At 32.6% G+C, this 26,435-nt stretch carries 26 protein-coding genes; 16 read left to right on the top strand and 10 right to left on the bottom strand.

Annotated features, from left to right (window positions below; all coding sequences use genetic code 11):
* Window positions 1-425: 425 nt before the first annotated feature.
* The 3 genes from ES676_RS12770 to ES676_RS12760 all read left to right on the top strand — a co-directional run bounded on the left by ES676_RS12770 (window position 426) and on the right by ES676_RS12760 (window position 4,151).
* The gene (locus ES676_RS12770) at window positions 426-938 is read left to right on the top strand and encodes a hypothetical protein (protein WP_148370714.1); all 513 of its coding nucleotides are present in this window, start codon (window positions 426-428) and stop codon (window positions 936-938) included.
* A 1,644-nt stretch (window positions 939-2,582) separates the two neighbouring features.
* Window positions 2,583-3,047 (top strand): hypothetical protein, encoded by a 465-nt coding sequence (locus ES676_RS12765; protein ID WP_148370713.1) that lies wholly within the window; start codon window positions 2,583-2,585, stop codon window positions 3,045-3,047.
* Window positions 3,048-3,734: 687 nt separating this feature from the next.
* On the top strand, window positions 3,735-4,151 hold the full coding sequence (locus tag ES676_RS12760; protein WP_148370712.1) for a hypothetical protein: 417 nt from the start codon (window positions 3,735-3,737) through the stop codon (window positions 4,149-4,151).
* A 448-nt stretch (window positions 4,152-4,599) separates the two neighbouring features.
* Here the strand turns inward: ES676_RS12760 and ES676_RS12755 are convergent, their stop codons facing one another.
* A complete protein-coding gene (locus tag ES676_RS12755) occupies window positions 4,600-5,040 on the bottom strand; it encodes a DsrE family protein (RefSeq protein ID WP_148370711.1) in 441 nt (146 codons plus the stop codon).
* Window positions 5,041-5,642: 602 nt separating this feature from the next.
* Here ES676_RS12755 and ES676_RS12750 point away from each other — a divergent pair.
* The 9 genes from ES676_RS12750 (at window position 5,643) to ES676_RS12715 (ending at window position 16,443) form a co-directional block, all read left to right on the top strand.
* Complete coding sequence (locus ES676_RS12750) at window positions 5,643-6,095, top strand: ferritin-like domain-containing protein (protein WP_148370710.1); 453 nt, start codon at window positions 5,643-5,645, stop codon at window positions 6,093-6,095.
* Window positions 6,096-6,782: 687 nt separating this feature from the next.
* Window positions 6,783-8,585, top strand: coding sequence for an FAD/NAD(P)-binding protein (locus tag ES676_RS12745; RefSeq protein WP_246130365.1), 1,803 nt, complete (start codon window positions 6,783-6,785; stop codon window positions 8,583-8,585).
* 171 nt (window positions 8,586-8,756) lie between these two features.
* The gene (locus ES676_RS12740) at window positions 8,757-10,889 is read left to right on the top strand and encodes a catalase (RefSeq protein ID WP_148370709.1); all 2,133 of its coding nucleotides are present in this window, start codon (window positions 8,757-8,759) and stop codon (window positions 10,887-10,889) included.
* 324 nt (window positions 10,890-11,213) lie between these two features.
* A complete protein-coding gene (locus ES676_RS15245; protein ID WP_394348793.1) occupies window positions 11,214-11,651 on the top strand; it encodes a DUF421 domain-containing protein in 438 nt (145 codons plus the stop codon).
* An 867-nt stretch (window positions 11,652-12,518) separates the two neighbouring features.
* A complete protein-coding gene (locus tag ES676_RS12730; protein WP_148370708.1) occupies window positions 12,519-13,079 on the top strand; it encodes a helix-turn-helix domain-containing protein in 561 nt (186 codons plus the stop codon).
* A gap of 97 nt (window positions 13,080-13,176) precedes the next feature.
* Entirely contained in the window at window positions 13,177-13,302 is a 126-nt protein-coding gene (locus ES676_RS15195; protein WP_262712311.1) for a hypothetical protein, read from the top strand.
* 322 nt (window positions 13,303-13,624) lie between these two features.
* Window positions 13,625-14,854: a hypothetical protein gene (locus ES676_RS12725; protein WP_148370707.1), complete on the top strand. Its 1,230-nt coding sequence runs from the start codon at window positions 13,625-13,627 to the stop codon at window positions 14,852-14,854.
* A 281-nt stretch (window positions 14,855-15,135) separates the two neighbouring features.
* Window positions 15,136-15,321, top strand: a complete 186-nt coding sequence (locus tag ES676_RS12720; RefSeq protein ID WP_148370706.1) for a hypothetical protein — start codon at window positions 15,136-15,138, stop codon at window positions 15,319-15,321.
* A gap of 111 nt (window positions 15,322-15,432) precedes the next feature.
* Entirely contained in the window at window positions 15,433-16,443 is a 1,011-nt protein-coding gene (locus ES676_RS12715) for an AraC family transcriptional regulator (protein ID WP_148370705.1), read from the top strand.
* 404 nt (window positions 16,444-16,847) lie between these two features.
* Here the strand turns inward: ES676_RS12715 and ES676_RS12705 are convergent, their stop codons facing one another.
* From ES676_RS12705 to ES676_RS12695, 3 genes are all read right to left on the bottom strand, one after another.
* The gene (locus ES676_RS12705; protein WP_148370704.1) at window positions 16,848-18,257 is read right to left on the bottom strand and encodes a DASH family cryptochrome; all 1,410 of its coding nucleotides are present in this window, start codon (window positions 18,255-18,257) and stop codon (window positions 16,848-16,850) included.
* 165 nt (window positions 18,258-18,422) lie between these two features.
* Window positions 18,423-18,971 (bottom strand): hypothetical protein, encoded by a 549-nt coding sequence (locus tag ES676_RS12700; RefSeq protein WP_148370703.1) that lies wholly within the window; start codon window positions 18,969-18,971, stop codon window positions 18,423-18,425.
* Entirely contained in the window at window positions 18,955-19,482 is a 528-nt protein-coding gene (locus tag ES676_RS12695; protein ID WP_148370702.1) for a DUF421 domain-containing protein, read from the bottom strand. The genes ES676_RS12700 and ES676_RS12695 overlap by 17 nt, the downstream gene beginning before the upstream one ends.
* A gap of 260 nt (window positions 19,483-19,742) precedes the next feature.
* Here ES676_RS12695 and gntA point away from each other — a divergent pair, with 260 nt between their 5' ends.
* Together gntA and ES676_RS12685 are read left to right on the top strand one after the other, a co-directional pair.
* Window positions 19,743-20,420 (top strand): guanitoxin biosynthesis heme-dependent pre-guanitoxin N-hydroxylase GntA, encoded by a 678-nt coding sequence (gene gntA, locus ES676_RS12690; protein ID WP_148370701.1) that lies wholly within the window; start codon window positions 19,743-19,745, stop codon window positions 20,418-20,420.
* 15 nt (window positions 20,421-20,435) lie between these two features.
* Entirely contained in the window at window positions 20,436-21,029 is a 594-nt protein-coding gene (locus tag ES676_RS12685; protein WP_148370700.1) for a DUF1989 domain-containing protein, read from the top strand.
* 46 nt (window positions 21,030-21,075) lie between these two features.
* Here ES676_RS12685 and ES676_RS14770 read toward each other — a convergent pair whose 3' ends face one another.
* Window positions 21,076-21,231 carry a hypothetical protein gene (locus ES676_RS14770; RefSeq protein WP_170234461.1) on the bottom strand — a complete coding sequence of 52 codons (156 nt, stop codon included), beginning with the start codon at window positions 21,229-21,231 and terminating at the stop codon, window positions 21,076-21,078.
* Window positions 21,232-21,524: 293 nt separating this feature from the next.
* Between ES676_RS14770 and ES676_RS12680 the strand changes: the two genes are divergently transcribed.
* Window positions 21,525-22,565, top strand: a complete 1,041-nt coding sequence (locus tag ES676_RS12680) for a sensor histidine kinase (protein WP_148370699.1) — start codon at window positions 21,525-21,527, stop codon at window positions 22,563-22,565.
* 512 nt (window positions 22,566-23,077) lie between these two features.
* Window positions 23,078-23,467: a hypothetical protein gene (locus ES676_RS12675; RefSeq protein ID WP_148370698.1), complete on the top strand. Its 390-nt coding sequence runs from the start codon at window positions 23,078-23,080 to the stop codon at window positions 23,465-23,467.
* Between the two features lie 23 nt (window positions 23,468-23,490).
* On the opposite strand, the gene ES676_RS12670 is transcribed toward ES676_RS12675, so the two are convergent.
* The 5 genes from ES676_RS12670 to ES676_RS12650 all read right to left on the bottom strand — a co-directional run bounded on the left by ES676_RS12670 (window position 23,491) and on the right by ES676_RS12650 (window position 26,016).
* Window positions 23,491-23,958, bottom strand: coding sequence for a YqiA/YcfP family alpha/beta fold hydrolase (locus ES676_RS12670; protein ID WP_148370697.1), 468 nt, complete (start codon window positions 23,956-23,958; stop codon window positions 23,491-23,493).
* Window positions 23,959-24,027: 69 nt separating this feature from the next.
* Window positions 24,028-24,483 (bottom strand): pyridoxamine 5'-phosphate oxidase family protein, encoded by a 456-nt coding sequence (locus ES676_RS12665; protein ID WP_148370696.1) that lies wholly within the window; start codon window positions 24,481-24,483, stop codon window positions 24,028-24,030.
* Between the two features lie 144 nt (window positions 24,484-24,627).
* Window positions 24,628-24,918 carry a chaperone modulator CbpM gene (locus ES676_RS12660; protein WP_148370695.1) on the bottom strand — a complete coding sequence of 97 codons (291 nt, stop codon included), beginning with the start codon at window positions 24,916-24,918 and terminating at the stop codon, window positions 24,628-24,630.
* 1 nt (window position 24,919) lies between these two features.
* Complete coding sequence (locus ES676_RS12655; protein ID WP_148370694.1) at window positions 24,920-25,804, bottom strand: DnaJ C-terminal domain-containing protein; 885 nt, start codon at window positions 25,802-25,804, stop codon at window positions 24,920-24,922.
* Window positions 25,804-26,016, bottom strand: a complete 213-nt coding sequence (locus ES676_RS12650; protein ID WP_148370693.1) for a hypothetical protein — start codon at window positions 26,014-26,016, stop codon at window positions 25,804-25,806. Before ES676_RS12650 ends, ES676_RS12655 begins: the two co-directional genes overlap by 1 nt.
* Between the last annotated feature and the right edge of the window lie 419 nt (window positions 26,017-26,435).

The raw sequence follows: 26,435 nt of genomic DNA, 5'->3' as shown, positions 1-26,435 counted from the left end.
ACGGTTTCTGTTCGTCAGTACCGAGTTTTGTAGTCTCGCTTTCTTCAGATGTAACTTTGCAGTTACCACCCTTGCGACTTACTAATGCTTCTAGGCGTTACCCCAGCGCATAAGGGACTTGCACCCTATAGATTAATTACTTACTTTGCTGTAAGTAAAAGACACCCATACTGGGCACACACACCGTATAAAACATAGCTATTATAGGGTTTTCGAGAGGTTTTCGTATATTTACAAAGTACGCCAAATTTTTAATTTGGTTATATTTAGAAAAAAAAGTAAACATAAAAATTAAAAATTCGGCTCGTGCTAAATCCGAAAAGTTAGCGTTTATTTATACGCTACGTTTCATACACAAGACCGTTGGCAACAAGCTGAAAAACGAATTGAGAAACATTGAAAAAATGAAATATACATTAATAATTTTGATTCTAATTTTGACTTTTTCTTGTAAAGTGAAAGCTCAACAAAATGACTTAAATATAGTCTGTAAAGAATCAACAAAAGAGGAGTCTGAATATTCAGATGTTTTAATAACTAAAACTTGTGAGTTTGACAGTCATTTATTCAAATCAATTGGAAAACCAGACTACAAAGGTAGATATTCTTACAATTACGAATTATTACAAATTAACAAAACTGACACAATAAAAATAAAAAACTCGGACTTTTTCAATAATCTCGGAATAGAATTAGAAAAAATAATTAATAAAAAACTAAAAGCTGAATACGATTCTAATTCCAAGATTCCTGAAATTAGTGATTGTATGAAATGGATAGAATTTAGATATTATAAACTCAACGAATTTGGAATTTCGTTTACCTATAAAAATCAAATGGAATTTAACATCAATTACGGAATTGGAAGTGCGTGTTTTAATGTCAATTCGAGTTCTGTAATTATGGAACTTTCAGAAATAACCAAGTATTTGAAATAAAGCCAGTTGCCAATCGAGTAGACGGCTGACAATCGAATGATTTCCAGTGCGCCTCTCACACCACCGTACGTACGGTGGTGCAATAGTCATTTCAACAATTGCGCTTTACACCAATTGAAGCTACCTACTATTTTAAGCATAGGCTACAAAAATTTGCTCCTATGCGAATTTAATAGAGAACGTTGTTCCGTCCTTCCTTAATTGTGAGTCCTATGGGCTTTTTCTAATTTAAATAACCACTACCCCACATTTACGATTTTTTACAATAATAAAGAATAAGTTATTTCTATATTACGTGTACTATTAATTAATCTTAATTCACACCCCATAGGTGTATTTTAAGATGTAATAGTAATAGCCTTTTCGGGCATAAAATCAACAGTTACACAACCAATAGAGAAGGTAATGCATTGGTTTTATGCTCATATAACTAAGTTGTTGGCAATTTGCCTAACTTAGTGTATAAATCAATGAATTATTAGAATATAAAGAAAGCGTGTTGTATTAAATCCTAAAGGGATTTATGAGTTTAAGTCTTTCGATTGACATCGTTGAGAGCTCGCTATCAAAACGTTGGGAACGTATAAGACCCAACTAATCTAGACAAAAAAATTGAGAAAAGCAATTATTTGGAGCAATTAAAGACAACATTCTGATTATATTCTAATAAAACTTTAAAAAAACGGTTCAATAGCCTCACCTATAAAACATATTTTTAAAGTTCATTGAAAATGTTTAAAGACATTTTTTATTATTTTGATAAAGTTAGACAAACTCCGTTTTTAAGAAACTTTATATAAAAAATAAAAACTGCAAACAATCGAGTAGACGGCTGACAATCGAATGATTGCCAGTGCGCCTCTCACACCACCGTACGTACGGGTCTCGTATACGGCGGTTCAACGTTCATCTCAACAATTGCTCTTTACACCAATTGAAGCGACCTACTATTTTAAGCATAGGCTACAAAAATTTGCTCCTATGCGAATTTAATAGAGAACGTTGTTCCGTCCTTCCTTAATTGTGAGTCCTATGGGCTTTTTCTCCCACCTCGTTTCCCTTAAGTACTATGACTTCTGCTGACTTCTCCAATAGGCCAACTCGTAACTTTGGAGATCTCCCCAGGTAATGACATCTTCTTTCACTCAATCCCTGCCGTATCTACCTACTTACCCTTTTGATACTCTTTGGGCGTTGCAATGATGTGGTTGCTTACCCGAGTAAATAGGCCTCTGTATACGGTTTCTGTTCGTCAGTACCGAGTTTTGTAGTCTCGCTTTCTTCAGAGGTAACTTTGCAGTTACCACCCTTGCGACTTACTAATGCTTCTAGGCGTTACCCCAGCGCATAAGGGACTTGCACCCTCTAGATTAATTACTTACTTTGCTGTAAGTTTAAGATGCCCATACTGGGCACACACAACGTATATAAAACATAAAGGATCAGTTTTCTACCTAGAGTGAAAACACAAAACAATCACAGCGTTGAACCGAAAATTAAAGTCTTAAAAACCTTTACTTTCCATATACAAAAACGTTACAACACATTTGAGAAAAACATTTCGCTAAACCAAAAGACCAGTTCACTCATTTTGACTTTTATTATGTAAAGGCTAACTTTAAATTTGATGGAAATAAACAAAATATGAAACGATTATTAATTTTTGCTTTACTACTATCTTTCAGTAAAACTATTTTATCTCAACAAATAAAAACTGACTCGCTTCTGACTGAAAAGCTGAACGCTGAATGGATTTTGAAATTCAAAAGTATTAACTCAAAAAAATTGAAATTAGAATTCATTAAGGAAAAAATTTACTATGATAGTAAGTTTAATGCTAGAATAGGAACTTGTTTCGTTGAAATAGATAGAAATCACGAAGATTATAGAGGTGAAGATTACTATTACGAATGTAAAGTTCTATTTTTATTAAAATTAGACAAAAAACATTATATATTAGGTGTTAATATTTTAGATCAAATTAAACAGAATAACCTTAATGATATTACAATAATCAAAAGTGATATTAATCTCCCAGGAATTTGTGGTAATATTACTATTGAAATAAATGATAAAAAATTAAAACGGAAAATAAAAAACGTGCTGTAACACCGTATAAAAATAATTGCGGTTTAGTACTTAATCATAGGTTGTTACGTGTTTGTAACGTCTGATTTTCCTTTGGAAAATCCTCGCATACAAATCCGCAACTATTCTTATACAAAAACGTTAACTGCCATATGAAAATCAAGATATGAATTGTATAATTTGTGATAAAACAGCAGATGAAGTTGGTTCTCATCTAATTCCAGCCAGTTTAATTAAGAACTGCGTTGGGAATCATTATAATGAAGAATCGTATAATATTGATTCAATAAATTCAGAAGTTAATATTTATTATGGTCGAGATAACTTAAAAAATAAGTGCACGAACATTGAGGAAAATCATTATAAAAGAGATAATATTCTATGTAAAGTTTGTGAAAAAAATTAGGTGTTTTAGAATCAAAATTTGCCTCTGAATTTTTACAAAAGTTTAGAGTTGAAAAATTTAAATCCAACTTCATTTGTAGTCAATATCAGAGTGAATATGAGATATATGAACCTAAAAAAATTACGAATGAAGAAATATTATTTTACTTCCTGTCAATTATATTCAGATTCTGCAAAGTTTATGAAATAGAGGATAATTACAGTTATTTAAAGAAATCGGAGTTAATAAAAATTAAATTTTTCTTATATGGCTTTTTATATGAAAAGAATACTAATTATAAAAAAGAAATTGAAGATTTTAAGATGTTAATCAATTTCAACAAATATTCAGTAAAAAGCAAATTTATTGCGACTTCCAACGATTTAAAAAATCCATATACATTTTATTTCTGTGATGCAATTATATTGTTATTTACAACTGAAACAGATAATAATGTAGAACAAAAATATGGAGGAATCTTAAACAGCATATTGCAGAATACCTCTAAAATAATTGTCGGACCTGAAAGTGTCTATGTTAATTTGAGTAACATAATATCACAGATACTTTCAAAAAAATTTATAACAAATGGAGTTAATTCATTGTGTAAATTAAACGGTAAATCATATAAAGATAACTTAGAGGAAGTAAATAAATTAATGATGATTTACGATACAAAAGAGATTCAATTACCAATGACAAAAATATTTACTGATTTGAGAATAAAATACGGCAGTTAATCGAGTAGACGGCTGACACTCGAATGATTGCCAGTGCGCCTCTCACACCACCGTACATATGGGTCTCGTATACGGCGGTTCAACGTTCATCTCAACAATTGCTCTTTACACCAATTGAAGCGACCTACTATTTTAAGCATAGGCTACAAAAATTTGCGCCTATGCGAATGTAATAGAGAACGTTGTTCCGTCCTTCCTTAATTGTGAGTCCTATGGGCTTTTTCTCCCACCTCGTTTCCCTTAAGTACTATGACTTCTGCTGACTTCTCCAATAGGCCAACTCGTAACTTTGGAGATCTCAAAAAAAAGGATTAGAGTTGACACTAAGTCCAAAAAAAACGCTTGCACCCCATAGATACAAGCGTTTTTTAGGGTTCAAAATAAGAATCCTCAAAAGGGATTCACGTTTTAAGAATCCGGCTATTTCTTAAGCCTTATCTCCTATCGGTTATAACGTAATTGTTTTAAATCCGCTTTCCTGCAAACCAAACATATAAATAAACCCATCGGGTGTAAATGCTATGGAACGGTGAAAATCTTTATGCTTTAATTTAAAATAATTCATAGCAGCTTCACAAACAACGATGCGAATACCCGCTTTTTTACCGGCTTCAATAGTAGATTTCAACCCCTCATCTGTGGCTAAATCTTTAACTACAGGGCCAATTAACACCACTTCAAAATCCATATCTTGGTTATTAGCCTTGAGTCCGACCCCCGTTCTCACCGCTGCTTGAAAATAGCGCGCATTTGAAACAAGCATAGCGTATTTCCCATCCTTTTTAACAGCGTTCTCAATAGCGGTAACACTTATTGACTGTGCGGCTACTGAAGTGCATAAAACAGACCCGATAAAAATAAGAAGGATCATTAAAAACTGATTTTTCATACTTTCTTTTTTAAAATTAAATTTTGATTTCAAAATCGAAGATAGGCTTAAAATAATACGCGCACTGTAACATTGGTTACCTTAAAAGTGATTATAGCTTTTAGGCCCCCCTCAACAATGGAAGTAAAACCAAAAGACTAAGGTGTACCAATGGCTAAAAATAATTTTAATAAACCATAACACTGATTTATGTTCCAGATAATCAGACTTTAAAATGTTTGTTGTATAGGGTTATAGCTGAGCTGTCTTTATTGCAACAAACCTTTAATCAATGATAAAATTCTTAAGAAAAAATTGAGTTATAACGTTGAAAAACAATAGGGCCTTATTTAATATAGCTTTTTAAGGCTACTATAGACGCTTCATTTATAGATAAAAACAGAAAAATAGCATTTTGAAATAGTCATTGTCCGGAAAAAGGGGAGTTTTGCTTCAAGTGGTAGAAAGCTTTTAAAAATGACCCAAAATCTTCCGAACCCAGATGAGCAAATAACAGTTTCATTTGGATTAACAATTGTTCTTTTAAGCAGCTAATTTTAGTGTGACTAAAGTGATGAATTCGGTAGGCATCAAATTTCTTACCGTAAATTTAATAGATTATTATGGCAATGTTTAACGACAAGACGAAAGACAAATTAAATGAACTTTTGGAAAAAGCATATGATGCAGAAAAAGGTTTTAAAAAAGTGGCACAACATGTTGAAAACCCAAGATTAAAGACTTTTTTTAATCAGAAAGCACTAGAAAGAAGCGGTTATATTAATGAACTTAGCAGTGCTTTAAGAACTCAAGGTATGGAAGTAAGCGAAAAAGATGGTAGCGTTTCTGGATCAATCCACAGAGCGTGGATCGATACAAAAGCACTCTTCTCTATAGATAACGATGAATCTATGTTAGAAGAGGTTAAAACAGGCGAAAAAGCTGCTATAGAAGATTATGAGGATATCTTAAATAATTATGAAATAAGCCTTCCTGTTAGAGACACCTTAATCAAACAGAAAGACGCTATTCAAGCTAGTTATAACAAAGCCGATTACTTGGAAGACATTCATTAAATTTTGATTTATACCTCAATTTAAATATTAAGAGTTTGGTTTAGGAATGCGCCGTATGCTAGACTCTTTTATTTGAATTGTGAAATAGGTTTTGATAGTTTCGGGAATAATAAAGAAGTTTAATCACCTAAATGCACCCATTTACATACTGAGAGGATAATTTTTACAGCTAAATTTCACATTAATAAAAATGCCAAGACTATTTATATTAGCTTGGCATTTATTATAATAGGTTGTTTTTCTTCGTTTTAATTATCTGGTTTCCATCCGTCGTTATGCGAATCATCGGTTTCATTATGGCCCTTTTACTATCTTTTCCTTTTTTCGTCCTCGAATCAAGAATTTCTCTATTTAGGTCGTTATTTTCATTAGTTTATTTACTTATAATTATATGATTTATAAGCTAATAATTGTTTTAATTAAGATAGTAATATGCGTCATTTTTATAAAATATTTAGCAAAAACCAAAAAGACTTATAGTGTTTAAAATTAACACACTAACTACTCAACTTAATATATAACACACCGTTTACTACTCATTTATTAGGCGAACCTCGAAATAGTAATCAACGCAATCTAATACTATAAATAATGACTATAATAAGCATTGTATTACAACTTTTAAGACATAAAATACGTCCTTATTTCTACGGATAAAACGGCAGATTAAGTAAAACAACTCTTTTTATGAGCACACTCAGATTGGCCATTATTGGTTCTGGCCCTACAGCACTATATTGTCTAAAACATATTTTAGATCATGAAACTGTATTAATAAAGGACTTCCAAAATATTACCATTTTTGAAAGTGGAAATAAAATGGGTGTTGGTATGCCGTATAATGCTGAGACTACCGATAAATACAATCTATCGAATATTTCTTCAGAAGAAATCCCAGAACTCACTCAACCTTTTGCTAACTGGCTAAGCATTCAAGATAAGGAATCACTAAAGGCCCTTAATATAACATCTTTCCCCATCGATGACAGTAAAGTATATAGTCGCCTAGCTCTAGGAGCATATTTTCATAGTCAATACAATGAAATTATTCACCGTTTAAAACGTGCTGGTTTTAACATAAAAGAATTAATTAATAGTCCCGTCACAGATATTAAAGTTAATAATAAATCCGTAACTCTAGTTAGTCAGAAAATAAATTATTTTTTCTCGAAGGTTTTAATTTCGACGGGACATCACTGGAAAGACGTCGACAAACCCAGTACTGGTTATTTTGCGACGCCTTGGCCAATTTCTAAAATCATACCGAAGAATACTGAGTACTATAATTTTGAAATAGGCATTCTAGGTGCTTCGTTAAGTGCGTTCGACGTTGTTACTTCTTTGGCCCATCGCCACGGAGAATTTAGCACAACGAAAGAGGGATTAAAATATAGGCTATATGAGGACGCTAAAGGTTTAAAATTTATTTTACATGCTTTAAATGGTTGGCTGCCTCATTTACAATATGAACAAATTGAACCCTTCCGAAAAATATATAGACACACCAACCGAGAGCACATCTTATCACTTATTAATGATAATGGCTTTTTGAGAATTGAAACTTTTTTTGATGCTGTGTGCCGTCCAGCATTAATTAAGGCCTTCGAAAAGGATAAGAATATAGAGTTACAAAATTTACTTTCAAATGACCGTTTCGGATGTCAGCAATTTATAGATACAATGGCTAAAAATCATACCTACATAGATTCTTTTAAAGGAATGGAATTAGAACTGATTAAAGCCCGCGATTCTGTAGAAAATGATAATCCTATTCATTGGATGGAGACGTTAGACGATGTAATGTATTGTTTAAATTTTCACGCTGAATTACTGTCGGCAGAAGACCACCTCTTCTTTAAAAAAGAAATTAAACCTTTTCTTATGAATGTGATTGCTGCATTACCTCTAGATTCTGCTGAAATTTTAATAGCACTTTACAAGGCAGACGTAATCGATTTAATAGCAGGTAACGTAGAACGTATCGAAAATTTGAACACGGATAAAACCACGATTGAAATTACAACAGACAAAAGACCACGGCAAACAAAAGCGTACGATATGTTTATAAATTGTTCGGGAAACGATAACGTGGAACTGGCGAATTATCCGTTTCAATCTATTGTGAAATCTGGTATTGTAAGCAGGGCAAAGGCTAAGTTTGAAGGTGCGCATTCAATCAATGATTTAGACCAATCCATAGATCGCAATCACGTTGTATCGATTAAAAACGACCTTTTCTTACTTACGGGAGGCATTGAAATTGACGCTGCTTATCGCCTACTCTCTACCACTGGAAAAGTACAGCCCACAATACACAACTTATCTTTTACACATACGCTTGGGTGTAGACCGTACTCTTACGGGCTGCAAGCGTGTAACGCTACAAGTTCTATAGTTATACAATCTTGGCTTAGTCCAGAAATTAATGAAAAGAGTATTGTAACACCCCAAATTATTTCGAAAGTATACCAAAATAATAAAGAATTATAGCACCAATAAAAATAACTATAATGATAAGAATGACATAATCCGTACAATGGTCGATAGCGTTATTATATAACCATTATACGTTAAAAACGCTAAAAATTTGATAACAATTCAGAAAAAAATTTTGTAAATTCATTACCGCAAAGCACTTATTAACAAATAACTACAACTTAAATGGCTAAGAAAGACAACTCTCAAAACAAGAAAACCGAAGATTTAAAGCAATTTGAAAAAGACGCTAAGAATAAAGTAATGACCACCAATCAAGGTTTAAAGGTTAACGACACTAACAATTCTTTAAAAGCGGGAGAACGTGGCTCTACGCTCTTAGAAGATTTTCTACTTCGCGAAAAAATAACTCATTTCGATCATGAGCGCATTCCAGAACGCATTGTTCACGCTCGAGGAAGTGCGGCACACGGGTATTTTGAATTATACAAGAGCATTGAAAAATATAGTAAAGCAGGCATTTTTACCGATACCAATCGAAAAACACCGGTTTTTGTTCGATTCTCTACTGTTGCGGGTTCTAAAGGGTCTCCAGATTTAGCGCGAGATGTTCGTGGTTTTGCAGTAAAATTCTATACGCAAGAAGGCACGTGGGATTTAGTAGGTAACAATATGCCCATCTTTTTTATTCAAGATGCTATGAAATTTCCAGATTTAGTGCACGCTGTAAAACCCGAACCCAATAAAGAAATTCCTCAAGCAGCTTCTGCGCACGACACCTTTTACGATTTTGTGTCGCGGACTACAGAGACGCTTCATAACCATATCTGGGCGATGAGTGATCGTGCTATCCCGAGAAGTTTAAGAATGATGGAAGGTTTCGGAATACACACCTTTAGACTTATAAATTCTGAGGGAGAATCTCATTTTGTAAAATTCCATTGGAAACCAAAGTTAGGCGTGCATTCTGTAACTTGGGATGAAGCCGTGAAGATTAATGGCGCAGATTCAGATTTCCATAGAAGAGATTTATGGGACGCTATTGAAGCGGGGCACTTTCCTGAGTGGGAACTCGGAATTCAAATTGTTGCACAAGAGGATGAACATAAATTCGACTTCGATTTATTGGATCCTACAAAGCTCATCCCAGAAGAATTGGTGCCGGTAGAAATTATAGGTAAAATGACCTTAAATAGAAATCCTGAAAACTTTTTTGCCGAAACCGAGCAGGTCGCTTTTCTTCCTGGACACATTATTCCGGGTATAGACTTTACAAACGACCCGTTACTTCAAGGCCGCTTATTTTCTTATCGCGACACCCAATTATCGCGGTTAGGAAGTCCTAACTTTCATCAAATACCAATAAACAGACCAATTGTCGAAACGCATAACAACCAGCGAGATGGGCAAATGCAAATGGATATTCCTAAAGGACAAACCGCCTATTTCCCAAATTCTCTTGGTGGTGGTTGTCCGCATATGGCAAAAATGGCCGAAGGTGCTTTCAATTCTTACGAAGAACGTATAGACGCAAAAAAAATAAGAACCCGAAGCGAAAGTTTTAATGATCATTTTTCTCAACCCGCATTATTTTATAGAAGCCTTGCCGATTGGGAAAAACAGCACGTTGCTGATGCGTATACTTTCGAGTTAGGCAAGTGTAAACACAAACATATTAAAGAACGTATGCTATGGCTTATTGCACAAATTAACAAAGACTTGTCTCAACAAGTTGCGAAAGGATTAGGACTTAAAGTACCGAATACCATAGAGCAACCTATTAATCAAGCTATTGGAGCAGATGCCGAAGTAGAAAAACACCAGCCTCCAAAACAAAAGAATTATCTAGATAAGGCGCCGTCTCTAAGCCAGTCGACAACTAAATTTGATAGTATTGTTACACGCAAAATTGCCGTTTTGGCTTCAGATGGATTCTCTATGAGTGATTTTATAGCGTATAAAAAGGCGTTGGAAAAGGAAGGCGCGATGGTGAAAATTATAGCACCTCATGGTGGAACAATTAGGTGTGATGAAAATATGGAACACGAGGTAGATGCTTCAATTATGACAACGGAAAGTGTTCTTTTTGATGCCGTTTATATTCCGGGTGGCAAAAAATCTATTGAAATGTTGAAAGAAGAACCAAAATATATAAAGTTTATAAATGAAACTTTTAAACATTGTAAAGCTATAGCCGTCGACAATGAAGGAGAAGACTTATTAGATACTACGTTCGTATCAAAATATAAAAACGACAACGCCATTTTTGTAAATGAAAAAGTGAACGGTTTTATTAATGCCATAGCAAAGCATAGAAACTGGGATAGAATGCCAATAGCAGCTAAAGTGCCAGCATAGCAATTTATTTCTAATAGAAAACGATATTACACTAAATCGAGAGGGGAACGCTACTACTTAATTTTTTAAAAATTTAGATTATTAAGTACAAAACGCGTTTCGTATTTTACTCCTATCACTTTTTTGTAGTATCGTTTTTTAATTCTTAAATCACCTTATTTAGTAGTTAAATCTCATTACGATTATAAATTTAACTTATTTTTTAAAAGGCGCTTATATGTACTTAATTAAATATTGTTTACTGTTCTAAAACGTAAATATTTTAAAAATCTACGCTTAAATCTCTAAGAATGACATCTACTTTTATTTCAATTATGGCACTTTATCAATATATATATACTGGATGTCAATGACTTATTTAATGACTTATTTAATGAATTAGTAGATCATACTGCATTTTCGTTATTTGTAATTGTACTTTCTAGTATTGGATATTATACCGCCATTATTATTTATACACGGTTATTTGGAAAGCGAAGTTTCTCTAAAATCTCCAGTTTCGACTTTGCTATGACAGTGGAAGTGGGCTCCATTACAGCGACCACTATTTTATCTGAATCGGTGTCTTTTATAGAAGGAGCGCTAGGTTTATTAATGATATACACTTTACAATTACTAGCGGCTTACTTTAGACGCTACCATTGGTTTAGAAATTTAATTAACAATCAACCCACTTTACTAATGGAAGGTCAACTCATTTTAAGGGGCAATATGAAAGCTGTAAGAGTTACAGAAGGCGATTTACGCCCTAAACTTAGGTAAGCTAACGTAATAAAGCTCTCGGAGGTTAAAGCCGTAATTTTTAAAACGGCAGGTAAAATGGTTGTAATACATAAAGAAAATAATGACTCCATCGATAACTGGCTTTTAAAAGATGTTAAACGCTAATGCCATATTGTTTTAAAAAACATTGAAAAATATGATTTTCATTATCTCTTGTGTTCTCTCTGTGCTCAGTATGACTTTTTTTAGCGCGATTTGGATCGCAACTATAAGAACCTGGCGTGGTTGGCTCATTTTCTATTGGGTGCGCTTTTTCTTAGTCTTTATGAATTGCTATGGTCCATTTTTAATTTTGATAAGACGCTATGGTAGGGTTTAGCCTAAGGAACGCTATCAGGTCTAATGGGGATTATAGGCTTTAAAATTATGTTTTAATTCTCAATATAATAATATTCATTATTATATTCATCTTTTTTTCGCACATATAATTTTTTAGTGAGGTCGCAATTAACGTTTATCAATAGCTAAATTAAAGGCATCACAAGAATATGTTAGACTCTTTTTAAAGTTGCACTTAGTAAGACAATCAGAAACATTTTCAACGCACAACTGTAATCAAAATTCACAAAATTACTCACATAATAACAGTGACTAGCGATCTTATTGATTACCTATTATTAATAAGCATTTTAACAAAAAATATATTCTTGAATATCTTAATTCTCACGTGTTTCCTTATATATTTAACACTACTTATTTTAATTTTTTCTATATATAAAAGACTTAATATTAAACACATATAAAGAATTCATAATCTCTAAAATTTTTATAATTTTTAATCCTATTAACTATTTTTTATCACCTATCTTTAATTAATAAGATATAATTATAAATTAATATTAAAAGATGACACTTTATATTAAGCACATGGTAAGTTTAAGATGTAAGCTCATGGTAAAATATGAGTTAGAAAGACTACACTTAAAATATATACGCATAGAACTTGGCACTGTCGAAATTGAAGAGAACATTACTAATGCAGTAAAACAAGAATTGAAATTAAATTTAGCTATTTCTGGCCTTGAATTATTAGACGATAAAAAAAGCATTTTAATTGATAAAATAAAAACAGTAATTATTGAAATGATACATCATTCTGAAGATATTCCAAGAGTTAATTGCTCCTATTTTATTAGTCAGAAATTGGGTTGTGATTACACCTATCTATCCAATTTATTTTCAGAGGCAGAAGGTATTACCATTCAACACTTTATAATAAAACATAAAATAGAGAAAGCCAAAGAACTTCTATTAGATAACGAATTAAATCTTACTGAAATATCTCACAAACTTCACTACAGCAGCGTCGCGCATTTATCAAATCAATTTAAGAAAATTACGGGGTCAACACCTTCAATTTTTAAGAGTTTAGGCGAACTAAGAAAGGAAAATTTAGAAAATCTGTAACTTATGTAAGTTTGCCGTTTAATTATGTAACAACTTATAGGGAATTTTTAACCACCTTTATTGTAGTACAACGAAGTACATTTTAAAACAATTTATTATGAACGACAAGAATAAACAAGAAGATCACAAAAAGGACGTGAAAGGTAATAATAAACAAAAAGTTGATTCTAAACACAACTCTGATTCTACAAAGAAAACTCCTGAAACCAAAAAGAAAAACTAGGCAGAAGGTCTGAATTTTAAACCTTTTAAAATATGCTTTTTATAGTCTCTAAGTGATAAAATCAATTAATTATAAGAACAGTTGTTAATCGACTGTTCTTATTTTTGTTTTGTTTTGAATTGAATTGAGACTTTAAGTCTGCTTTCATTTCCTATTTACTCCTTTAAAATACCCATATATTTTCTTATTGAATACTGAGAAATATCCATTATCATTTGTACTACTTCAAATTAGTTCTATTTAAGCTAATTTAAAATGTTAAACTGCAAATCGTTATAGCAATTTTTCTGGAAAATAGCATCGAACTATAAACTAGAATAATATGGAACGATCGCTTTTCACCGTAAAAATGCTCTTAATTTCCTTGAGCAACGCTGCACAAACCAATCGCGTAGAAATTGATACTTCTACCATTAATTCTCATTTTTTTATTGCCATTATAGCTGGTGTTTTACTCGCTTTAATTTTTCAAATTATTTTAACAGCACTGTCTGTGGCTTTAGGAATAAATATGATTGGTAACTTAAAAAAAACGTATGTTGAAAATAAGGTTAAACCCTCAGATAACGAAAAAAATAATGATGACACATACAATCAAGATTACGATGATTATGAGGCAGCAGCCGGAGTTAAAATAAGTAGCGCTTTTGGCATTTGGAGTTTACTTACTACCGCCATTTCTCTATTTGGCGCTTCTGCGATAGCCTTAAATTTAAGTTTCTTTGGTTATTTAGCTTCAAATTTAACAGTCGCTTTAGTTATTTGGGCTCTATTCTTCCTCCTAATTTTTTATCTAGAGACTAAAATTGTAAATACCCTTATTGACTGCTTAGTAACCACAGTTACTTCTGGTTTGAAATCGTCGGCAAACATTATTAAACAACTTTTTGCAACATCTGATGAAAAGAAAATTGAAAACGTAATCGGGTCATCTATAGATAAAATTAGAAAAGAATTTGATGTTAATTTAAATACTACAGATCTCTCTAACGTTTTAGATAAATTCCTTACAAAAGTGGATGATAAAATGCCCAACTACGATACGCTAAAAGAAGGTCTAGATAAAATAGCGGGTAAAAGCAAATCCTCGAATAGCTCGGGAAAATATATGGCTATTCAGCAAGTACTAACGAAAGCTGTTGATAAAGTCGATACTTCTAGTGATAATGAATCAAATGAAAAAGATAATAAATTAAAGTTTATTTTATCAGATTTAAAAAATGCTTGTACAAGTAAGGGTTCTACAGCTAAAGTGGTAACGGTCGCTATTACTAAAAAAACGCCAGTTGAAGAGTCTCAAATTAACGACACTATTAAGCAAGTAAAGGAATATCTTTCTAAAATTACGCCTGAGGCTTTTTCGGGAGCAAAACTTACTGACGACTTTAACAAAATACTGTCGGATCCTAAATCTATTGGCGCTATTTTCTCTACTAAGTTTGCCGATTTAAATAAGGACAGTATTATTGAAACCTTATATAAAAATACGTCGCTAGATGAAATAAACTTAAGAATTATGCCGATAAAATTGAAGAAAGCATTTCGAACGTGAAAACGACTTTTGAAGATAGCGATATGAATACTATAATGGAAGGCGCAGAAAACGCTATCGCAGAATTCTTTAATAGCACATAACGTAAAGAACTTAATTATAACGACTTAAAACAAGATATAAGCAGTATTTTAAGTAATCCGAAAGACTCTCTCGATATAATTAAAGCAAGATTAAGTAAAATGGATAGTAATACCATTAAAGCTTTAGTAACTAATAACAAACATATAGATGAAAGTTAAATTGATTCCATTTCTTCTAAGCTAGATAATACTGTTGAAATGGTTAAATCTAAAGTACAGAAAATAGAGCAAAAAGCACAAGAGCAATTAGAAATGACGAAGAGAAAAGCAGTTATTCAAGCAGAACACGCTAGAAAAACTGCAGCTTCAGCAGCTTGGTGGTTAATTATTACAGTGGTGTTTTCTGCTGAGGCTGCAATGCTAGGCGCCTGGATAGAATTATAATAGATTTACAAACCCAACTTCATAAATTAAAAAAGCATATATTTATAGTGTAGATTTAAGGATGTCTAAATATTTAGACATCCTTAATTTTAAAAAAACACACAGTCCTTTATGAAAATTTGCAAAGTAAACTCATTACCACTAAAAGAAGTTATTGAAAGTTTAGCCCAGTGTTTTGATGTAGAGTTCCACGAAAATTGCGATGAATATTTTATCGATCTCCCTCCAACGATAGGAATAGGTCAGATTCGCGGCGTTAATTTTGACAACGGATTAGGTATTATTAATTATAAGTGTAAATTTTTTAAGGATGTTAGAATAGATTTCACAATAGATGATGTGCACCCTGTTAAATTTATATATGCCTTAAAAGGCCCTGTAAATCATCGTTTTGCAAATGAAACTGCCGCACATAAAATAGCACAATACAAATGTGCCATTGTCGCTAGTGAAAGTAATAATGGGCATTTGCTCTTCTTTGAAAAAGATAAGGACATTGAAATCGTTAGTTTAGAAATCAATAGGAAAGTGTTTGTTGAAACTTCTAAGTGTGAATTAGACGGCATCTCTGAAGATCTTCAAAAATTATTTAGAGATTTAAAAGCAGATCATACGTATTACCATGAAGGTTACTATGGTTTAGAATTTAAGACGCTTTTAGATGGTATTGCTAAATATGAAAATCAAAAACTAGTACGCAAATATTACTTAGAAAGTATTGGTCTTCAAATATTCATCAAACAATTAATCCAACATCGGGATGATAAGTTAGGTTTTACAGAAAGTAGAATCCTTCGAATTAACGAATTAAACCGAGTGGAAGAATTATCTAAATATATTTCTGAAAATTTAGATAGTGAATTATCGGTTGCAAACCTTTCAAAATTATCAGGTTTAAACCCTAACAAGTTACAGAAAGCCTTTAAATATTTATACCATTCTACAGTAAATGAATACGTAACCACAACACGATTAGATACGGCGCAAAAGTTATTAATGGAAAAAGATTTAAATGTTTCTGAAGTAGTTTCTGTTGTAGGTTTTAAAAGCTTTAGCTATTTTTCTAAAATTTTTAAAGAAAAATTTAAAATTAGCCCAAGTTTATTTAGAGACTTAAAATAAAATAAGATGCTAGCCCGCTTGTTACTTTACTCATTCTAGATAATTTTGATAATGCATCAGAAATCGCAGTATGGAGACAGTCTTATATGAAGCATTGCATCAATCAATCAATCAATCAAAGCATTCTTCTCAAAAATTAAAAGATGCCGATGGAGGTCATAATAGGAATTGCAGCTGGCGTATTTACCTCTTTGGCGATTATCTCCAGATAGTTAAGGCTCTCCGGACAAAAAAAGCTGGAGTCGTTAGTGCCTTTATGTTTGTAATATTATGCAATGGGATTGGTTTATGGACCGTGTATGGGGTAATAAAACAAGATTAGCCTATTATTATTATCAATGGCATATCTTTTCTATTAAATTCTAAGATGTTATTTGTAGTTTTAACTCAAAATAAAAATTAAATTAATCCATAGAGTTCACCGCTACTAAAATCCGGTTTATAGACCGCGACCACTTTTTATAAATCGCAATGGGTTGCGGGTAATTAGTTTTACCACTAACGGCATCAAACAACCAAGGGGCGAGAATTTTAGAGTCAGTAATATGATTTAATTCTGGAATCCATTTTCTAATATAGTCCTCAGATTTATATTTTAAACTTTGATGAACCGGGTTTGTATAATATATTTCGAAAGCTTGCATATGCCAATTCATCCAATTTGCACTAACATCGTAATCGATAAGAGTGCTTTCAAAATAGGCTGCACCCCAAGTCCAATTAATTTTTAAATCGTGAACAAGATAACTAGCACAGTTTACTCTACCCCTATTACTCATATATCCTGTGCTATTTAATTGGCGCATATGTGCATCAATAAACGGAATACCTGTTGTTCCGTTTTGCCATCTTAGAAAATGTTCTTTATTATTCTCAAATTCTAAATCCTTATTCTTAAACCCTTTCAAATAGAATATAGCATTTCCCATTTTCATTCCTTTAAAGGTGAAATAATCACGCCAAACCAGTTCAAAGATAATCCACCATGTGCTTTGATTTTTAGCGACTTTAGCTTCATATTTTTTAACGGCTTTAAATATTAATCGGGGAGAAATACAACCAAGCGCTAAATAAGGCGAAAGTTTAGAACTATAATCTAAGCCTATCGATTTGTTGCGAGACCATCGGTAACCTGTTAATAATTTAGAGTCGAAAGTGTAATACTTTAACCTATTAATGGCCGCATCTTCTCCTCCATCCAAAAAAGGCTGAGCATTTTTATACTCCACAATTGAGAATCCATAAATGGTAGGTAGCGGAAAACCCGTTGACGTAACGTCGCAGTGACCTTTACTATGTTGTGGCGTTTTAAAAGTAGGTCGCGGTACACTTTCCTTTCCAACGGGAATTCGGTATGCTTTACTCGTTAAAGGAATAACGGGAATGGTAAACGGAATATCGTTAATATGATATAAGGTTTTACCCCAATAAGAACGGAACTCGACATCGGGTAAAAGATGTATTACTTTGGTTTTAATATTCAATTCTTCGTACGCGGAGTCCTCTTCTGCATAAATTTCGGTGATACCGTATTGCTTGACTAACTGCGGTATTTCTGTAACAGCACTGTTACGGCCAATAATGAGATGTCCGCCCAACAATTCTAAGTTTTTCTGTAAATTTAAAACCGATTGTTCTAAAAACTTAAATCGATTACATCCTGCTTTTCTAAAGCCCAAGTCTAGCATTTCAAAAAGGTAAGGTTCTACAGAAAAGAAAAATAGCAAACGATCACAATGGTGAATTGCTTGGCAGAGCACTTCGTTATCGTAAACTCTTAAATCATTCTTAAACCATACTAAACCTGTTTTCATTGGTAACTCATTTTAAACCTGATTCTTTCACAATAGAAAATTATAAACCTAACTATCCAAAAGGCTATTGCCAAGCTGCGCAAAACGTAACTTACAGTTGTAAATAAAACCTCCTTATGCTACAAAAAGAGCACGTCAATTTAATTTTACGGCATATTCAACATCTTAATTTTGTTCATCATCTGTACCGTCGATACCTTCTTTAGACAATAGTGGATGGTCCTGCCCTAAACCAATAATAGAAATTAAATTAGTTACGGCATTGTATAACATTAAAATAACGGTGATCATCATTCCGCTAATAATAGAAGTAGAACCAAGAGTTGCCCAATAGATTGCAGTAAACCACGACGTAGGTACGTTTTCAGATTCTACGATTGGAATGTTGAAAAATTGAAAAAGAATTAAAGCCGAAATAAATAAAATGACATCGAATTTAGCAATATTTAAAACCTGATAATAATGTGTGTTTTTTAAAGTGTTTTTAGAACCAAAACTAACACTTAGCAGCGTTAAAAGTAACGCCAGAATAGTTGCCGTGGCCAGTACAATAGTATTACATAACATATTTAAACCACCTAAAGATACCGTTAACAAGTGCTTTGCTTCGTAACCAGAAACATTACCTAAAAGAAAAATCCCTAAACCGGTTAATAGAGTAGCCATTGCGCCCCCATAGATTGCATTTTTGTTTGTTTTAAGAAACTTCATCATAGCTATTTGGAATATTGGCATCGGTTAATAATTGAAGATTTAATGCTTTGTTTTCAGCATTATGAATCACAGAAACATCCCCCGTACTCTCAAAAACAACAGCCTTTACTTCTTTGAAATCATGCACATTTGCTTCTCTCAATTTAGCTATTAAATCGTCTTTACCCACATTACAACTTTTAAGCCTATCGTAAAGAATTTCGCCATTCCACATAATAACTTGCGGTTTATTAGTAAACAATTGCTTAAAGAACTTGTTTTTTCTAACGAAGAAAGAAAACAGAGTTTGAAAACCTATAATCGTTACGAGCACAATTGCAGCCTTAGTTAAAGAATAATCATTATTTAATATAGTAGATGCTAAAACAGAACCGACCGCTATAGTAGATGCAAAATCAAAGCTAGACATTTTAGCAAACGTTCGTAATCCGAAAACACGAGTTATAAAAATTATTAATGAAAACACTCCAAGTACAGATACAATTAACCAAAACACTTCTTCTAAGTCCATAATTCTTTTGTTTTAAGTTACAAAATTAGGATACTTAAAGCTGAAGTGTTACTTCTTATCAATTAATTTTTTGCTCATATAAATGTTAAATGGTATACTGTTTTAGTAAGTTGTTTTGAGATAAATTAAATTGTTAAAGAGTAAACCCATTAAACATTTGTTTATTAGTTTTGTGCAAATTAGAACGTAATTGCGTGCCGCTCTCACTAGAAATAGCGACGCTGCACCTTAACATTAAACGTATAACAAATTATAAATTTATGGCTGATTTAGGTAACGTCGCTCACCTATCATTTCAAGCAATTGAAGACGATTATAAAAATTTTGTATTAAAGCAGAAACATCCGTGCGTGATGGCGAAAACAGTGTTTTTAATGAATAATTACCATTTAAAAGTTTATGATTCTTTAAACGACAATGTATGTTTAAAAGCAGTATTAAACGATTTGGAAGCATATATTAATCAATACGATTTTGAGTCTAACGAATTTGAATCCTTTATGGCTGTTTTTCCGAATGACCATTTTACTTCAGAATTAGAGTTTGAAAACAAATTATGGAGCGTATTACAGAAGCTTCACGATATAGACGATTGCGACTGGGACCCTACAGTTAGTAGTGATCCAGATAGTTCAGAGTTTAGTCTTAGTCTTAAAGGCAAAGCGTTTTACATTGTAGGCCTTCACCCAAATAGCTCTAGAATAGCAAGGCAGAGTCCACATACGACAATAGTATTTAATTTACATTGGCAATTTGAGAAATTACGAGAAATGGGAACCTACAGCAAAATAAAGAAAAGAATTAGAAAAAGAGATCAGAAACTTCAAGGATATATAAACCCTGTGCTTAAAGATTTTGGTAATGACACCGAGACAAAACAATACAGCGGAAGGGCTATTGAAAGTGATTGGAAATGTCCTTTCCATACTAAAAAATAAAAACATAAAAGAAATATGAAAGAGAAAATTACTATTGCAAAACAAAGTGGCAAAGCTTTCAAGCTAAAGAAAGGAGACATTTTAACTGTAATTGACCCGAAAGGACAGCAAGTAAGCGATATGGTACTTTTTAATAGTGCAGACACTAAAGAAAAAGTATCTTCTGGTAAAACTCTAGATTTTGAAGAATCCATTTTAATAACAACAAGCAATTACCTTTGGAGTAACCGCTCTAACAAAATGGTCGAAATTATTAAAGATACTAATGGTCGTAATGATTTTTTGCTCGCACCTTGTAGCAAAGAAACTTTCGAGGTTATGTACAACCATAAAGGGTATCATCCAAGTTGCCTAGAAAACCTATATAAAAACTTGCAACCCTTTGGTATTGATTTTGACGATATTCCAAATGCCTTTAACATCTTTATGAATGTTCAATTTGATTTGGAAGGTAAGATTTCAGTGCTTCCGCCAACGTCTGTAGCAGGCGATTTAATTCAATTTGAAGCGTGTATGGACCTTATTGTATGCCTTACAGCATGTTCAGCAGAAGACAGTAATGGTGGCTCATTCAAACCTATTGAATATTTTATAGAAACTGTTAATTAATACGAATGGTACTATTGATACTATATGATCAGTAGTACCATAGTTATTATTCTTCTTCTCCTCCAGATCTCTTTTTACGCTCATCATTGGTTTTACCATATTGATTGTAATGGCTCTTTTTCTGAGCTCCCTTTTCGTCTGTAGCGTTTTGATATAGCTCTTTTTCGTGTTCCGTTTTGGGGTTTTTTCTATCTTTACTCATACAATTTGGTTTTAATGAAGTATTAAATTATTAAAAAATAGTGAGCTCAGTTTGCGCATTTAGATAAAAATTTAGCTTATTTATGCGTAAACTTTTATACGATTCTATTGTGGTGAAGATGTTACACGTCTAGAAAACGTGCCGTAAAAGCCTTATCTTGGTTGCTTACGATTTAAAATAAAGCTTATATAAAGAAATTCTTTTTCTTTAATTAGAAAAAACCAACGAGTATCAATCTTAAAAAAATAAATAGCTCTTATAATTGTCTCCCTGTTAAATAGTATTACATAATTATGAAAACCTATCACCGACTCTCTCAGTTATCATTTCTAAAAAAGTACTCTTACAAATTTTTATTCGTAGCCTTCATAGGTATTCATATTCCCTTATTAGGTATTATTGGTTATGTGTTGTTTGCAACTTCGGTCTCTATCACTGGATTTATTTTAATAACCTTAGGGTTAACTCTAGGCGCTACAGTAATAACCTTAAGAATTCTAAACTCATTGTTAGACCCTATCATAAAAGGGAAGGTTGCATTAAGTAATTACGTAGAGCACCATATAGTACCCGATCTTCCTAATTATTATTCTGATGAGATTGGACAACTGTTACAAAATATCCAATACACCATTGAATGCTTAGAAGAGGTGGATATAGAAAAACAGGAGGTTACCGAACTCATTTCACACGATTTAAGAACACCGGTACTTCAGTCTATCGAAATTATAAAATTTTTAGAAGAAGATGGGCACGATACTCATCACCGCGTTGAAAATTTAAAGATGTTGAAAGAAATCACCAATAAACAACTAAAGTTTCTTGAAGAAATGCTTAACATTTTGAGGTCTAAAAATGTAGAAGTTGTTTTAAATAATTTTGAAGATTTAGATTTATCACAGCTCATTTACACCGTTATTGATGGACAAAATAAACGCCTTGCTGATAAAAAGGTGTCTGTAATTAACTCTTTTCCTCGCGGTATAAAAGTTAGAGGACATTCTATTGCTTTAAGACAAGTTTTTGAGAATTTATTGGATAATGCTATTAAATTTTCTAATAATAACGGTGAAATACACATCTCTGGAACAACGAATATAAACAGCGTAAATATTAAGATAAAAGATGATGGTATGGGATTCGACACGCATACTGAAAAAATAATGTTTAGTAAATTTGTACCCGGCCATTTAGGTGTAAATGGAGAACCCTCCACTGGATTAGGTTTATATTTGACCAAAAAGATTTTGAATAAACATAATGGTACTATTGAACCCTTTAGCCTAGGAATGGGAGAAGGAGCAACGTTTCTAATATCCATTCCTATCGCATAAGAAGAGGTTTTAGAAAGAGCTGAAACTAGAAAAAAAATTGTGGCGTTAGCTTCAGTACTCCAAGAAAAAAACACTTTGCAGCCCAAGTAATACCTATTGTACGCCTGTGATAAGCCAAAAGAGCACTTAAACACGTGTTTACAGACTCACTTTATAATAATAATAATAATAATAATAAGTGATTTGTTGGATTTTTTAGAATCGTTTATAAGTTTTAGGCCACAATAGGTTGTATTAGTGAACATTAAAATAATACGCAAAAATGCTGGTCTACAAATTTCGTACCGTCACAGTTCCAGACTCTATTTGAAGGTTTAAAATGGAGATTTGTGTAGTACACTCAGAAAGGAGTTTTCCCCCTTTGAGAGGTCGATTTCGAGTGGCTATTCTTTTAGAACTCATTATTTAAACTTTAAAGGCGTTAACCCTTTAAAAAAATATTCCGCAATAACTATTAAAATTATTTACAATATATAACATCTATTTATTAGCTTTATTAAAAACTGATATTTATGGAAGCTGTAGCGTTAATTGAAAAACTAGGAACCACCGAAAAGATACAATTACATTTATTACAAGTTATAGATGCTTTTCAGAATATGGATTATCATACTTTAAACGACATCCTAGATAATGGGACGTATTATCAGGATATGAAAAAAACAGCTTTTATATACCGCCAGCAGTATATTTTTAACGCACTACAAAATCTTGGAGACACTTATCTTAACCTGTCTACAGATATTTGTACGGGCTGTATGTGTAATGAGCCTATTTTTGTCTTTACAGGCAATCAGTCTGGAAGACGGTATGCAATTTACATTCAGTTTACCCAGGGAAAAATAACAGATATTTTTAAATGTGCTATAAAGTCTCATATGTTTGATTGCTTACCTCCATAAAGCAACCTATAATTAGTAACTTATTAAAGCGAATTAAAGTGCTTTTTAAAAATCTCAAAGGGTGTTCTGTGCCCCGTCGGGGCATAGGAGTGAACAAAATTTGAGTTTCTATTTTCTAAAAATTGAAGTGTTTTAATAGGCGAAATAACGTCATCGTTTTCACCTAAAACAATGGTGTGTAAAACATTGGTGTTATTAACGCAATTAACATCTGGCTTTTCTGCAGTGGTTTGTTCTAAGGCTGGATTAAAAAGTAAGCTTGGTATATTAAACTTATTACTAATATGATAACCTAAATATCCACCTAAGCTGCTTCCTATAATGAGATGCACAATAGTGTTCTCGCAGATCGCTTCTAATTCGGCAAATATGGTCTTTGAATCCTTCTTATAATTAAGCTGCGGATTGAATACATGATGTTTCTCTTTTAGCCATTCAATTTTATTAGATTGATTACTACTCATTAAACCGTGCAAATAAAGTATAGTCATACATTTATAATTCTTATCTAAGCGCTATGCTCTCATATTTTAACACAAACTAAATCGACAATTAAAAAATTACTCCGTGCGTATTCTCCCCGTAACCTCATCAATATTAATAAGGAAAACTATAGGATAATCGGCGGTATCTATTTTACTAGAAAATTCTTCAATAAAATCTACCGTTCTAAATTCATTATTTACCACAAGGTGTTTCACGCCTAAAGAAAAGGTGTGCATTTGTGCTTTTGCTTCGCTATTAGAGAGCTCTTCGTAGGTACCGTGGACTAAAATAGATTTCCAAGAACTTACTGAATTCACATCGGTTACCAACAAAGAGACGTCACGGTTTTCGCGCATTCCTCGTATTTTGTGTCCCATTGCCGAATACCCAATAATAGCATTTTTCTCTTTATTATAAAAATAAGTTATAGGCACTACAAACGGTTTGTTTTGTGATATATATGCTAAATTACCAATATAATTATCGGCTAAAAGCCTTAAGTTTTCAGTGTCTTTTAATGGTCTTCTCATTCTTAATTATTTTACTTTATACTCATTATGGAAACGCTTATCTACCCAATTAAATACCTTTCATTACTGATTGCAATCAGTTAAACACAGTCTTTTTAAAAATTTAAATACAGTATATATGTTAAAAATTTAAACGAGCTGCAATTACTCGTAAGTATTCAACTTATTTCTAAGATTTAATACTTCTCCTTGAAGTTTTTCAACTTGTTGTAATAAGTTATAAATCGCATCAATACCTTCTAAATTAATATCGAGATCATAATGCAAACGCATCATTTTTTCAACATTATTAAGTTGTGTTGTTTTTATAAATTGGTCAGTTTCGGTAATCGTAATTTCAACCAATTCGTACTCTTGTAACGCACTAATAAATGTTATGGGAACTTGATAATGCTTACAAAACTGTTGTATAGAAATTAGGTGTGTTGTATCCATTTTATCGTAATTTTGAGAGTTCGGTAAAGAGTTCTTTTTCCTTATCGGTAAGCATCGTTGGTGTTACAACGTTATAACTTACAAATAGGTCGCCAAACTGACCGTCTTTTTTATACTTCGGAAAACCCTTACCTTTTAATTTTACTTTTGCTCCGTTTTGTGTTTCTGGCTTAATCGTTAGTTTCACTTTACCGTTAAAGGTGTCTACTGTTAACTCTCCTCCTAATAACGCTGTATATAAGTCCAAATCGGCAGAAGTATACAAGTTATCGCCATCCCGTTTAAAAACAGTGGTATTTTTTATAGAAAAAGCGATGAGTAGGTCACCATTAGGGCCACCATTAACACCTTCGCCACCGTGCCCTTTAATTTTTATGACTTGCCCATTCTCTACTCCTGCCGGAATAGTAATACGAATGTTTTTACCATTTACAGTCAGTGTTCGTTTGTGGGTGGTATAAGCCTCTTTAATATCGATTTGTAATTCGGCATTAAAATCTTGACCTCTAAACTTAACCTGTCGCCCTCGAGATTGCGAACGTCCGCCAAACATCGAACTAAAAAAATCAGAAAAGTCATCATCGCCAGACTGTTGCGACCCCCGCTGTCTATCATACTGTTGCCTGCTTTGCTGTCTCTGCGCTTGTTCGTAAGCTTCTGCATTTTGCCAATGTTCACCATGAGCATCGTATTTTTTCCGATTTTCAGAATTACTTAAGACCTCGTTCGCTTCGTTTATTTCTTTAAATCGTTTTTCAGCTTCTTTATCGTTGGGGTTAAGATCGGGATGGTGTTTTCTGGCGAGTTTTCGGTACGCTTTTTTTATGTCTTTATCTGAAGCGTCTTTAGACACCTCTAAAACTTTATAGTAGTCAATATATGCCATTAGTGATTAGGATGTGGTTTTAAATGCGATTTAATCAGTGATTTCAAGCTACAAATATACTCTTTCATAATGGCACTATCCATATGTGGATGCTGCAACGATGGTATGGTAATAGGATCCTCATCTAAATGCACATACAATTCTGGATATTCCGTCTTAATTCGCATAGTAAGTATGGTAATTTTATTTAAAAGATTGTGAAGAGATTTCATAATTCAACAAATTTTAAAGCAGTAAACTACGGGTTTATAATCGGTATTAAGATACAATAATCTTTTGAGATTACTCCAATATAAGATAAGACTTTATATTTTATTACCATATCAATCTGTATGAAAACAATTACATATAGGCCGTTGTCTATTGATTGGTTTCTTACTTCAATTCAGGATCTAATAGATAGTTACAACTGTTGAAGCTTACGCGCTATTAAATTAGGATACGAACCTTAACGGAATGAACAATCTATAACCTGTTAAGTAAAAATTAAACGCAATCTTATTGTACAAAAAAGATAAGGGGAAAGGAGTATAGAAAAAATACGCAAGAAATAAAAACCAAGCGTTTACTCACTGGCTCACAGCACTTTCTAACTACCACTCTCCTTGAATTAAGAAACTTAAGTAGTTTC

It is taken from the genome of Bizionia saleffrena, assembly GCF_008086175.1.
GTDB classification, from domain to species: domain Bacteria; phylum Bacteroidota; class Bacteroidia; order Flavobacteriales; family Flavobacteriaceae; genus Bizionia; species Bizionia saleffrena.
Note: the sequence above shows the minus strand (reverse complement) of the source record. Positions and strands in the feature narration are given on the sequence as shown.